We start from the raw sequence: 11,837 nt of genomic DNA on the forward strand, positions 1-11,837 counted from the left end.
ACATTCTCTGGGAAGACAGATGACGCTCCTCGACAACGACCCCGACGCCGGACTCGAACCCCTCGATTTCTCGGTCACTCGAAACCTCGCCGCGGCCCCGGCCGCACGCCGCGACGAGATCCTCGCGAACCCCGGGTTCGGGACCCATTTCACCGACCACATGGTCGACATCTGCTGGTCGGTCCGCGGTGGCTGGCACCGACCGCGGGTCCAGCCCTACGGCCCGATCACCCTCGACCCGGCCGCGGCGGTGCTGCACTACGGGCAGGAGATCTTCGAGGGCATCAAGGCCTACCGCCACGCGGACGGCTCGGTGCACACCTTCCGTCCCGACCAGAACGGTCGCCGCCTGCAGCGCTCGGCGCGCCGGCTCGCGCTTCCCGAGCTGCCCGTCGAATGGTTCATCCAGTCGCTCCGCGAGCTCATCGCAGTCGACGGTGCGTGGGTCCCTTCCGGTGCGGACCAGTCGCTCTACCTGCGTCCCTTCATGTTCGCGAAGGAGGCCTTCCTCGGCGTTCGCCCGGCGAACAAGGTCGCGTACTACCTGATCGCGAGCCCCGCGGGGGCCTACTTCACCGGCGGCGTGAAGCCGGTGTCGATCTGGCTCAGCGAGGACTACGCCCGCGCGGGCAAGGGCGGCACGGGGGCGGCGAAGACCGGCGGCAACTACGCCTCGAGCCTGCTGCCGCAGGCGGAGGCGTACGAGAACGAGTGCGACCAGGTCGTCTTCCTCGACCAGGACCGCAACGTCGAGGAGCTCGGCGGCATGAACGTCGTGTTCGTCTACAAGGACGGCACCATCGTCACGCCGCAGTCCGACTCGATCCTCGAGGGCATCACCCGCGACTCGATCCTGCAGCTCGCGCGCGACCGCGGACACAAGGTCGAGGGGCGCGCCGTCTCGCTCGACGAGTGGCGCCAGGGCGTGGCATCCGGTGACATCGTCGAGGTCTTCGCCTGCGGCACGGCTGCGGTGGTGACGCCGATCGGTGTGCTGAAGGGGCATGACTTCTTCGACGAGCAGCCCGTCGGGGAGCTCGCGTTGTCGCTGCGCGAGGAGCTGACCGACATCCAGTACGGCCGCCGCGAAGACAAGCACGGCTGGCTCGTGCGTTTGGACGGCTGAGATGAAGATCGTCCGTTTCTCCCACAACGAGGCCATCCGCTACGGCATCCTCGACGGCACCGACCTGGTGACCCTGGCCGGCGACCCGCTGTACGCGGGCTACGACACGACGGGCGAGCGGGTCGCACTGAGCGACGCCGTGCTGCTCGCTCCCGTCATCCCGCGTTCCAAGATCATCGCTGTGGGTCGCAACTACCGTGAGCACGCGGCCGAGTTCGGCAACGAGGTCCCGGCCGAGCCCCTGCTGTTCTTCAAGCCGAACACCTCCGTCATCGGTCCGGGCGATGCGATCGTGCGTCCGACGCAGTCGCAGCAGGTCGACTTCGAAGGAGAGCTCGCCGTGGTCATCGGCAAGGTCACCCGCAACGTGTCGGCCGACGATGCGCTGAGCCACGTCTTCGGTTACTCGATCGCGAACGACGTCACCGCGCGCGACCTGCAGCGCAGCGACGGCCAGTGGACGCGCGCGAAGGGGTTCGACACGTTCTGCCCCCTCGGGCCGGCGATCGAGACGGAGTTCGACCCGTCGCAGGCCCAGCTCGTCGCGCGTGTGAACGGCGAGGAGAAGCAGCGCGCTCCGTTGACGGACATGGTCCACGGCATCGCCGACCTCATCGCCTACGCTTCCGCGGCGTTCACGCTGCTGCCGGGCGACGTCATCCTGACGGGGACGCCCGCGGGCGTCGGCCCCCTCGTCGCGGGCGATGTGGTCGAGGTCGAGATCGACGGTCTCGGCATCCTGCGCAACATCGTCCGGGATGTCTGACACGGCGGGCAGCTCCGCTCAGCGCACCACCGGCGACATCGGTTCCCGCGATGCCGTGCGTCGCCGCGCGCTGGTCGTGCTCTCGCTCGGTCAGGTGCTCGGGGGCATCGGCTTCGGATCGACCATCTCGCTCGGGGCCGTCATCACCGAGCGGCTCACAGGAGATGACGCCCTCGCCGGTCTCCCGACGGCGGCGGTGACGCTGGGCGCTGCGGTGCTCGCCGTTCCGCTGGCCTCGTTCGCGTCGCGATCGGGGCGACGCCCCGCACTCACGCTCGGGATGCTGCTGGCGCTCGTCGGCGTCGTCCTCGTGGTCTTCGGCACGGCCACGGGATCGTTCCCGGTGCTGCTCGTCGCATTCGCGTTGATCGGAGCCGGTCAGGCGGCAAACCTGCAATCCCGCTTCGCCGCGACCGACCTGGCCACGGACCGCACACGTGGACGCGACCTGTCAATCGTGGTCTGGGCCACGACCATCGGTGCGGTGCTCGGCCCGAATCTGGTCGGTATCGGCGAGGACGTCGGCGCTGCCGTCGGGATGCCGCCGCTGACCGGCCCGTACCTGTTCACAGCCGTCGCGCAGCTGTTGGCTATCGCGCTCTACCTGATCGCGCTCCGACCCGACCCGCTGCTTCTCGCGCGCGCTTCGAACGCCGACGGCACGCAGCCGTCGGCTCCGCACCAGGCACGCGAGGATCGGCCGGGTGCGGCGCGGTACGCGGTCGTCGCGATCGCCGGGTCGCACGGGGTGATGGTGTCGGTCATGGCGATGACGCCTCTGCACCTCGTCCACCACGGCGCCGAGCTGTCGGTGGTCGGTCTGACCATCAGTCTGCACATCGCCGGCATGTACGCGTTATCGCCCGTCTTCGGCGTCATCGCCGATCGTCTCGGGCGTCTGCCGACCATCCTCCTCGGCCAGGTCCTGCTCGCGGTATCCCTCGTCGTCGGTGCATTCGGCGCCGATTCGGCCGTCACTGTCACCGTCGCCCTGGTCCTGCTCGGGCTCGGTTGGAGCGCGGCCACGGTGGCGGGTTCGGCGCTGCTCACCGAGGCGTCCTCGCCGGAGCGTCGCACGGCGCGACAGGGGCGAAGCGACGCGATCATGAACGTCGTCGGCGCCGCGGGAGCAGCGGCCGCCGGGGGAGTGCTGGGGTTGATCGGCTACGCGGGTCTGTCGGTGTGCGCTCTCGGCGTGGTCGCGGTCGTCGCGATCCTCGGGGCGCTGGCGGTGCGATCGGCGCGATCGGCCGACCGTGCGGCCGACACGGTCGGCGCCTAGGGTGCGTTGCTAAACGCGTCGTTCACCGGGGCTCGGCGCGCCGGGGAGCCAGCCTGCTGATCGGAGGATCTCGGCAGCGATGTCGGCGAGGGGGCGGTCGTCGGTCCGCACTCTGTGTGCCGTGCTGGCGGCGTCGAGTCGCGCGGCGGCGAGCTTGCTGCGCTCGATGTGTTCGTCCAGCGCCGTCCCGATCTCACGCTGAGCCAGACGCTGGGCTGCTGTGTCGTCGTCAGCGGTGAGCAACACGCCGAACGAGTGGACCTGTCCGCCGAGAGCGGCGCTGAGCGAGGGCATCTCGAGGACGCTCACGGTGTTGGTGAAGATCAGCCGCGAGTAGCCGATCGAGCGGTAGTTGCGCCAGATCGCCGCGAGGTTTCGCCCGGTGAGGTCGATCCCTTCACGCCACGTCTGGTGGTGCGCCTGATCGAGGTTGTCGCCTTCGATGACGGCGTGACGGATGTCCGCTTGCGCCAGCAGGTGCGAGGCCTCGGCGGCGACGGAGGACTTTCCCACGCCGGAGCGACCACCGATGAAGATGACCTCTGTGGGAAGTTCCGTGGGCATTCGCCCACACTGCTACGACGTGAGCCAATGCGAGGTCGCGACGAGGCAGACTCCGGCACGCCCGGTGCGCCTTCGAGACTGGCCCCGCCCTGCCGAAACGGGTTCAGCAACACGCTCTAGTCGCTGGGGCTTTCGGCGGCAAGCATTTTGCTCCGGCGCGGAAGGCTGGCACCGTGGAGTCATGAATCACCGCGCACAGTTGATCATCGCCCTCGTCTCGAGCGCGATCCTCTTCCTCTCCATCGCGCTGATGTTCGCGCTGGTGATCATCAGCTTCTTCACCGATGGCATCGAGTTCGCGGGTGATCCCCACATCGCCGACGCGATCGGTGCGACGGGCTGGGCGCCGACCGCGTGACGGCTGTGCCCGCCACCTGCGGTTGATCAGCCGAGGAGAGCGTTCGCGGCGAGCTCGACGTCGGCCTCGTCGTTGAAGACGTGGAACGCGACGCGCGCGTTGCCGCGGCGACCGGATGCCGTGACGCCGGCGGCCGTCAGGCGTGACAGACCGACACCCGTCGGGTCGGGCCAGGTGACGATCGGGGTGGCCCGCAGCGGCTCGGGGAGCCCGAGTCGTCGGCGGAAAGCCGAGGCGAGGCCGGTCACCCGTGCGTGGAGAGCGTCGGCGTCGGCATCCGCGAACATCGCGAGTGCGGGTTCCGCGCCGACCATCGCCTGCCAGGCCGGTGACACGTCGAAGCGCCGGGCGGAGCGCGCGAGCGACGCGTCGCCCCCGTAGCAGGCAGCCCACGGATCCTCGCCGGCGTACCAGCCGGCATGGACCGGCGTGAGCCGGGCGGCGAAGTCGTCTCGAAGGACCAGGAAGGCGACGCCGCGAGGCGCGCACAGCCACTTGTAGGAGTGGCAGACCAGCGCGTCGAACTTTTCCGCGTCGAGAGGAAGCCACCCGGCCGCCTGCGTCGCGTCGCACAGGGTGCGCGCGCCGCTCCGCCGGGCCGCGTCGACGATCGCGGTGCAGTCGGCGACCTCTCCGGTCGCCGACTGCACGACCGAGAACGCGACGAGGTCGACATCCGGGGTGATTGCTTCGGCGAGGTCGGCCGGGGGCACCGAGCGGACCCGGATGTCGCGACCGGCGTGCACGAACGGCAGCACGAGCGACGAGAACTCGCCCTCGGGGCAGAGCACGGTCGCACCGTGGGGGAGGGATGCCGCGATCATTCCGACCAGAACCGACGTCTGCGACCCGATGGCCACGCGTTCGGGCGCGGTCGACACCAGCCGCGCGAAGTGCGCCCGACAACGCTCTGCCACGTCCGCATAGTGAATGAGGTCGGGGCGAGCATCGAGGTCGGCGACGACCGCGGCCCGCGTCGCGCGGGTGGGCAGGCCGGTGCTGCAAGCCGCGAGGTAGCCGCGTGACCCGGCGAACGCCGCGTAGAGCTCCTGGGGTGGGAGGGTCGTCGTCTGCATGAGACCAGCCTCGACCAGTCTCACTCATTGGTCTACGGCAGGACTTGCATGAAACCCATCACATCCAGTTATCTTTTGCCATGGCCACTCCTGACTATCGCCTCGACATCGCCGAGCTCCGGGTCGTGCGTGCGATTGCCGACGGCGGGTCGATCACGGCGGCAGCAGCGGCCCTGGGCTACAGCCAGCCCGCCGTGAGTCAGCAGATCAAACGCTTGGAGCAACGTGTGGGGGTGCCGGTCGTCGAGCGTGTCGGGCGACGGATGCGGCTCACCGAGGCCGGTCGCGTGATCGCCCGGCACGCAGCGGCGGTGGCGACCGTCATCGAGGCGGCATCCGGCGAACTCGCCGAGCTCGCGGGGCTGCGATCGGGGACCGTGCGGATGGTCGGCTTCCCCTCCGCCTCGCCGACGGTGCTCCCGCGGCTCATGGACCGGCTGGCCCAGGCAGAGCCGGGACTCACCCTGACGTACGTCGAGGCGGAGCCACCGGAGGCGATCGCCGATGTGCGCGCCGACCGCGCCGACATCGCGCTGACCTTCGGCTACCCGGGAGATCGGAGCGACCCGCACGGCGAGAACGCCCGGGGTCTCGACACCGAGGTCATCGGGTACGACGAATTGCTGGCGGTGCTGCCGTCCGATCACCCGGCCGCCCGGGGCGCGGGCGCCATCGAGATCGCCCCGCTCGCGCACGAGGCCTGGATCGCCGGGTGCCCCCGCTGCCGTGGTCATCTTCTCGAGGTATGCGGTCGAGCCGGCTTCGTCCCGGCGATCCGATTCGAGACGGACAATTTCGTCGCGGTCGAGCAACTCGTCGCGCAGGGGATCGGCGTCGCGACTCTCCCCGGGCTCGCGGTCGCATCATTCCCGGTGCTGGCCGGCGTGGTGACGCGGCCGTTGCCGCCGGGCGAACGCCGCGCCATCCACGCCGTCTCCGCCGGCGGCGCGGGTCGGGTTCCCGCGGTGGCGTCGGTCCTGAGCCACCTGCGCTCTGTCGTCGCGGAGCTCACCGGCGCCGAGGCCGACGAGAACTAAGCTGGAGGGGATGTCCAGCGCACCTCACCCCGCCACCACGACCGCCACCGGAACCGATGTCCGTGTGCGGTTCTGCCCGTCGCCGACCGGTCTGCCCCACGTCGGCCTCATCCGCACGGCCCTGTTCAACTGGGCCTACGCCCGTCACAACGGCGGCAAGATGGTCTTCCGCATCGAAGACACCGACGCCGCGCGCGACAGCGAGGAGAGCTATCAGCAGCTCCTCGAAGCTCTGCGGTGGCTCGAGATCGATTGGGACGAGGGCGTCGAGAAGGGCGGTCCGCACGCGCCGTACCGACAGTCCCAGCGCCACGACATCTACCGCGGGGTGCTCGACAAGCTCATCGCCGCCGGCGTCGTCTACGAGTCGTACTCGACCGCCGAGGAGATCGACGCTCGCAACGAGGTGAACGGTCGGGCGAAGCAGCTCGGCTACGACAACTACGACCGCGACCTCACCGACGAGCAGAAGGCGGCCTTCCGGGCCGAAGGGCGAGAGCCCGCGTGGCGCCTGCGCGTTCCCGATCACGACCTGACCTTCGTCGATCTCATCCGCGGCGAGGTCACCTTCCCGGCCGGATCATTCCCCGACTTCGTCATCGTCCGGGCGGGCGGCATCCCGCTCTACACATTCGTGAATCCCGTCGACGACGCCCTGATGGGCGTCACCCACGTCCTGCGTGGTGAGGACCTCATGCCCTCGACGGCGCGTCAGCTCGCGCTGTACGCGGCGCTGATCGAGGCGGGCGTCACCGATTTCGTCCCGCGCTTCGGCCACATGCCCCTCGTCCTCGGCGACACCGGCAACAAGAAGCTCTCGAAGCGCGACCCGAAGGCCGACCTCTTCCTGCAGCGCGAGAAGGGTTTCATCCACGAGGGCCTCCTGAACTACCTGTCGCTGCTCGGATGGTCGATCGCCCCCGACCGAGACGTCTTCACCCGCGACGAGCTGATCGCCGCGTTCGACATCGCAGACGTGAACCCGAACCCGGCCCGCTTCGACCAGAAGAAGGCCGAGTCGATCAACGGCGACCACGTGCGCATGCTCGCGCCCGCCGACTTCGCCGAGCGCCTGGTGCCCTACCTCGCCGGCGCGGGGCTGATCGAGAACCCGCCGACGGCGGGCGAGCGCGAGATGCTGGAGGCCGCCGCGCCGCTCGTCCAGGAGCGGATGCAGTTGCTCGGCGATGCGCCGGGTCTGCTCGGCTTCCTGTTCCGCGCCGATGTCACGTATGACGACGACGCTCTTGCCGGGCTCCCGGCCAACGCGGGGGAGGTGCTCGTCGCGTCGGTCGGCGCCCTCGAGCTCGTCCCCGAGCAGGGCTTCACGGCGGCCGCGGTGCAGGATGCTCTCGCGCCCGCCCTCATCGAAGGCCTCGGACTCAAGCCCCGTGTCGCCTACGGGCCGCTCCGCGTGGCGCTCAGCGGCCGTCGCGTGTCGCCGCCGCTGTTCGAGTCGATGGAGCTGCTCGGCAAGGCCGAGACCATCCGCCGGCTCGACGCGCTGGTGCAGCGCGTGGGCTGACGCGCCCGGGCGGCGCTCGGTTTGGCCGCAACCTCTCCGTCAGGTAGAGTTATTCCTCGGTGCGACTGAGGTCAAACCGACCATGGGGTATGGTGTAATTGGCAACACGGCGGTTTCTGGTACCGTTGTTCTTGGTTCGAGTCCAGGTACCCCAGCTTCGAGGAAGCCCCGCTACGGCGGGGCTTTTCTGTTTCATCTGCGTTGCGTGTGAGGTCATGCGCCGACCCCGCGTCCGGGGTGAGAATGGGCCTATGGGACTCTTCATGCAGCGACCGGAGGAACCGAGCGAGTGGGCGGGCCTGCCCTCCGAGCCCCTGCGTCGTAAGTCGAACGCCGAGCTCCTGCCCGACGAGGCTCCGCTTGCGGATCCCGCTGGGGTGCCCTTCGGCGGGGTCGGGATCTCGTCCGTCGGCATCCCGATCGACATCTCAGCGGTGCCCGAGGCGGCCGATGCCCACGCCGACGAGCGGGCCGACCGGCGTCGCGAGGGCTGACGACACGATCCGCGCTCTATCTGACAGGTGTCGGATAGACTGAGGTCATGGACCCGCGGTCGATGCGCAGCCGAGAGGCGTTGCGCCGAGCCGCGCTCGATCTCGCGGCCGCCCGGCCCCTCGCCGAGCTGTCGGTGTCCGAGGTCTGCCGAGCCGCAGGCGTCACCCGCGACACCTTCTATCGTCACGCCGATGCGCCTGTCTCGCTCGTCGCCGATGCCCTGAGCGTCGAGCTGGCGGACGTCCTCGCCGGCGTCGGCGAGCTCGATTCGCTCTCGACGGCGGAGGCTCTGCTGCTCGCTCACGTGAAGGGACGCGCTGACGTCTACCGTGGTGCGCTGCATCCATCCCTCGCCGCACCGATCCGGGCCGTACTCGAGCGGGTCATCACGTCGGGACTCGAAGAGTGGCTCGAACGGCATCCCGAGATCGAGCCACCGGCGATCGCCGACCTCCCGTCGCGAGAGATCGCCGTGGCCTACGCCGCGGGCGGCACGGTTGCGGCCATCGAGGCCTGGTTGCGCTCGGGCGCGGACGATGTGACGTGGGCGACGAGGGCGATCCTCGCCGCATCACCGGAATGGTGGCTGCGGTGACGCAGCCGAACGAGAGGAGATCACGATGAAGGCAGCAGTGTTCCACGCGAAGGAGGATCTCCGCGTCGAGAACGTCGACGAACCGACGGCGGGCGCGGGTCAGGTGAAGCTGAAGAACGCTTTCGCGGGCATCTGCGGGTCGGACCTGCACGTCTACTACGCTCCCGAAGCGGCAGGCCTGACACTCGACGAACCGCACCCCGTGACAGGCGCACAGCTTCCGCAGATCCTCGGTCACGAGTTCGCGGGAACCGTCGTCGAGGTGGGAGAGGGCGTCGAGGGCGTCTCGGTCGGTGATCGCGCCGCGGTCTGGCCTGTGTATTACTGCGGCGAGTGCCCCGCGTGCGAGAAGGGCATGTTCAACGCATGCCAGAACATCGGCTTCCACGGCCTCAGCTCGCACGGCGGTGGCATGGCGGAATACACGACGGTTCCGGTCTCGATGCTTCACAAGCTTCCCGAGAACGTCGATCTGCGGATGGGCGCCCTCGTCGAACCCATGGCCGTCGCCTGGCACGCTGTCGAGCGCTCGTACGTGAAGGAGGGGCAGACTGCGATCGTCGCGGGTGCCGGTCCTATCGGCATCGGTGTCTGGTTCGCTCTCAAGGCCCGCGGTGTCGACAAGGTCCTCGTCTCCGAGCCGAGCGCGTCTCGACGCGAGACGATCGCCGCGCTCGGGGCGACGGTCGTCGACCCCGTCTCGGGCGACCTCGCCGCCGCGGTGGCCGAGCTGACCGGCGGACGCGGTGCCGATGTCGCGTTCGACGCCGCCGGCGCCGGACCCGCGATCACGTCGGGACTCGCGAGCCTGGTGCCCGGCGGACGCCTGGTCGTCGTCGCGATCCACGAGCGCGCCATGGAGTTCTCGCCGACGCAGCTCGTGATGGCCGAGACCGAGATCGCGGGTGCGCTGGCGTACCTCCCGGCCGACTTCGATGCGGTCATCGATGCGATGTCGCGCGGTGTCTACGACACGACAGGGTGGGTCGAGGAGGTCCCGATCGACGACGTGGTCGGCGCCATCGAGAAACTGCGGGGCGGCGCGGGCGCGAAGATCCTGGTGCGCTCCGAGGCCTGACGCCTGACGCCTGACGCCTCGAAGCGACAGCCCGCGATTCGATGTCATCGACTCGCGGGCTCTCGCATCCTCGGTCGCAAGAGGGGCCTCAGATGCGGCGCGGCCGCGGCGCGGGCGGCGGCGGTACGGGCTTCGCCGCAACGATGTCCGAGCGGCGGATGCGCTCGACACCGCGCTTGCCGTCGACCACGACCAGCTCGTCGTCCGCGCTCAGCAGCTCGCCGAGCGCGTCCGTCGCCTGTCCCGTCGGCAGCAGGTAGCGGACGACCACACGGTTGCCGGGAGCGGGCAGTCTCACCATGCGCCGGGGGAGTAGTCCTTGAGGAAGACGCCGAAGAGGTCCTCGCCCGCCTCACCGCGGACGATCGGGTCGTAGACGCGTGCGGCGCCGTCGACGAGGTCGAGCGGAGCGTGGAATCCCTCCTCAGCGAGACGGACCTTGGTCGGGTGGGGGCGCTCGTCGGTGATCCATCCGGTGTCGACGCTCGTCATCAGGATGCCGTCGGTCTCGAACATCTCGCGGGCGCTCGTGCGCGTGAGCATGTTCACCGCGGCCTTGGCCATGTTCGTGTGCGGGTGGCCGGGGCCCTTGTAGCCGCGGTTGAACACGCCTTCCATCGCGCTGACGTTGACGACGTAGGTGCGGCGGGCCGGGCTCGCTGCCAGCGAGGCCCGCAGCTTCGAGACGAGCAGGAAGGGCGCGGTGGTGTTGGCGAGCTGCACCTCGAGCATCTCGAGCGGGTCGACGTCGCCGACGCGCTGCGTCCACGAGTTGACGCTGTCGAGGTCGGGGATGAGCCCGCCGGCGTCGATCGCCGTGCCGGCGGCGAGGCGTTCGAGCGAGCTCGAGCCCGCAGCCATAGCCTGCTCGGTGAGCTCGTCGGCACGCGAAGCTGCCGCGGCGAGGATCGGGTGAGCGTTGACCGAGCGCTCGAGCGCCTGCGGGTGCATGTCGTTGGTGTGGCCGAACGTGACCAGCTCGGGCAGCGGTCCGTCCGGCAGCGGGGAGAGCTCGGCGTCGACGAGGGGCTGGTAGGCGCCGGGGGAGCGCCGGACCGTCTGCGTCGCGTTGTTGATCAGGATGTCGAGCGGACCGGCCGCGGCGACGTCATCCGCGAGCCCGACGACCTGGGCAGGATCGCGCAGGTCGATGCCGACGACCTTGAGCCGCTCGATCCACTCCGACGAGTCGGGCAGGCTCGTGAAGCGGCGTACCGCGTCACGCGGGAAGCGCGTCGTGATGGTCGTGTGTGCACCATCGCGCAGCAGCCGCAGGGCGATGTACATCCCGATCTTCGCCCGGCCTCCCGTCAGGAGGGCGCGGCGTCCGGTGAGGTCGGTGCGCGCTTCGCGCTTGGCGTGGCTCAGCGCCGCGCAGTCCGGGCACAGCTGGTGGTAGAAGGCATCGACGAGCGTGTACGGCTGCTTGCAGATGTAGCAGGCGCGCGCCTTGATGAGCGTGCCCGCGACCGGTGCGGTCGTCGACGAAGAGATCGGGATGCCGCGGGTCTCGTCATCGATGCGGTCCGGAGCCCCCGTCGCCGTGGCGTGAACCACGGCGCGATCGGCCGAGGCGATGGCATCCCGGATCTCGCGCCGCCGCACTTTCTTCGCCGCCTTGAACATCGCCGCCGTCGCGCGACGCACCGTGACGTAGTCCGGGTGGGCGTGGTCGATGTCGGCGAGCTGCTCCAGAACGCGGAGCGTTGCGGCGAGGTCGGCCGGATCGATGCCGCTGGGCGCGACGGAAGCGGGGAAGGTCGTGTCGGGAAGCACACGGAATTCTACGACACCCGGCCTGAGCGACTCCGGTGGAGCATGCGGCGCACCTTCGCGCGTCGGGCGCAGCTTGAACTGCGATGGATGTCGGGAACTGCGAGCCATACGTCGCCGACGCCGGGGTGAAAGGGGACGGCCCCGCTGGAGATGAGATCT

Annotated in this window: 13 protein-coding genes and 1 tRNA gene; 10 read left to right on the forward strand and 4 right to left on the reverse strand. The window is 69.7% G+C overall.

Annotation, left to right across the window (positions count from 1 at the left end; translation table 11 throughout):
• The first annotated feature begins 19 nt into the window (after positions 1 to 19).
• From AA0Y20_RS10140 to AA0Y20_RS10150, 3 genes are read left to right on the forward strand one after another with little or no spacing between them, the layout of a single operon-like run.
• Positions 20 to 1,126: a branched-chain amino acid aminotransferase gene (locus AA0Y20_RS10140; RefSeq protein ID WP_412939104.1), complete on the forward strand. Its 1,107-nt coding sequence runs from the start codon at positions 20 to 22 to the stop codon at positions 1,124 to 1,126.
• 1 nt (position 1,127) lies between these two features.
• On the forward strand, positions 1,128 to 1,892 hold the full coding sequence (locus AA0Y20_RS10145) for a fumarylacetoacetate hydrolase family protein (protein WP_412939105.1): 765 nt from the start codon (positions 1,128 to 1,130) through the stop codon (positions 1,890 to 1,892).
• Positions 1,885 to 3,174, forward strand: coding sequence for an MFS transporter (locus tag AA0Y20_RS10150; RefSeq protein WP_412939106.1), 1,290 nt, complete (start codon positions 1,885 to 1,887; stop codon positions 3,172 to 3,174). The genes AA0Y20_RS10145 and AA0Y20_RS10150 overlap by 8 nt, the downstream gene beginning before the upstream one ends.
• A gap of 9 nt (positions 3,175 to 3,183) precedes the next feature.
• Here the strand turns inward: AA0Y20_RS10150 and AA0Y20_RS10155 are convergent, their stop codons facing one another.
• Positions 3,184 to 3,738 (reverse strand): adenylyl-sulfate kinase, encoded by a 555-nt coding sequence (locus AA0Y20_RS10155; RefSeq protein WP_412939107.1) that lies wholly within the window; start codon positions 3,736 to 3,738, stop codon positions 3,184 to 3,186.
• A 181-nt stretch (positions 3,739 to 3,919) separates the two neighbouring features.
• Between AA0Y20_RS10155 and AA0Y20_RS10160 the strand changes: the two genes are divergently transcribed.
• Positions 3,920 to 4,096, forward strand: coding sequence for a hypothetical protein (locus AA0Y20_RS10160; RefSeq protein ID WP_412939108.1), 177 nt, complete (start codon positions 3,920 to 3,922; stop codon positions 4,094 to 4,096).
• A gap of 26 nt (positions 4,097 to 4,122) precedes the next feature.
• Here AA0Y20_RS10160 and AA0Y20_RS10165 read toward each other — a convergent pair whose 3' ends face one another.
• On the reverse strand, positions 4,123 to 5,172 hold the full coding sequence (locus AA0Y20_RS10165; RefSeq protein ID WP_412939109.1) for an aminotransferase class V-fold PLP-dependent enzyme: 1,050 nt from the start codon (positions 5,170 to 5,172) through the stop codon (positions 4,123 to 4,125).
• A gap of 80 nt (positions 5,173 to 5,252) precedes the next feature.
• Here AA0Y20_RS10165 and AA0Y20_RS10170 point away from each other — a divergent pair, with 80 nt between their 5' ends.
• The 6 genes from AA0Y20_RS10170 (at position 5,253) to AA0Y20_RS10195 (ending at position 9,902) form a co-directional block, all read left to right on the forward strand.
• A complete protein-coding gene (locus AA0Y20_RS10170) occupies positions 5,253 to 6,209 on the forward strand; it encodes a LysR family transcriptional regulator (RefSeq protein WP_412939110.1) in 957 nt (318 codons plus the stop codon).
• 10 nt (positions 6,210 to 6,219) lie between these two features.
• Positions 6,220 to 7,734 carry a glutamate--tRNA ligase gene (gltX, locus tag AA0Y20_RS10175; protein WP_412939111.1) on the forward strand — a complete coding sequence of 505 codons (1,515 nt, stop codon included), beginning with the start codon at positions 6,220 to 6,222 and terminating at the stop codon, positions 7,732 to 7,734.
• 83 nt (positions 7,735 to 7,817) lie between these two features.
• Positions 7,818 to 7,889: transfer RNA gene (locus AA0Y20_RS10180), tRNA-Gln, on the forward strand.
• 96 nt (positions 7,890 to 7,985) lie between these two features.
• Complete coding sequence (locus tag AA0Y20_RS10185; RefSeq protein WP_412939112.1) at positions 7,986 to 8,228, forward strand: hypothetical protein; 243 nt, start codon at positions 7,986 to 7,988, stop codon at positions 8,226 to 8,228.
• Between the two features lie 47 nt (positions 8,229 to 8,275).
• A complete protein-coding gene (locus tag AA0Y20_RS10190) occupies positions 8,276 to 8,824 on the forward strand; it encodes a TetR family transcriptional regulator (protein WP_412939113.1) in 549 nt (182 codons plus the stop codon).
• A 25-nt stretch (positions 8,825 to 8,849) separates the two neighbouring features.
• Entirely contained in the window at positions 8,850 to 9,902 is a 1,053-nt protein-coding gene (locus tag AA0Y20_RS10195) for a 2,3-butanediol dehydrogenase (protein WP_412939114.1), read from the forward strand.
• 88 nt (positions 9,903 to 9,990) lie between these two features.
• On the opposite strand, the gene AA0Y20_RS10200 is transcribed toward AA0Y20_RS10195, so the two are convergent.
• Both AA0Y20_RS10200 and AA0Y20_RS10205 read right to left on the reverse strand, forming a co-directional pair.
• The gene (locus AA0Y20_RS10200) at positions 9,991 to 10,203 is read right to left on the reverse strand and encodes a hypothetical protein (protein WP_412939115.1); all 213 of its coding nucleotides are present in this window, start codon (positions 10,201 to 10,203) and stop codon (positions 9,991 to 9,993) included.
• Complete coding sequence (locus AA0Y20_RS10205; protein ID WP_412939116.1) at positions 10,197 to 11,786, reverse strand: SDR family NAD(P)-dependent oxidoreductase; 1,590 nt, start codon at positions 11,784 to 11,786, stop codon at positions 10,197 to 10,199. The genes AA0Y20_RS10200 and AA0Y20_RS10205 overlap by 7 nt, the downstream gene beginning before the upstream one ends.
• Positions 11,787 to 11,837: the final 51 nt, after the last annotated feature.

The organism is Microbacterium pratiae, assembly GCF_047302165.1.
Lineage (GTDB): Bacteria > Actinomycetota > Actinomycetes > Actinomycetales > Microbacteriaceae > Microbacterium.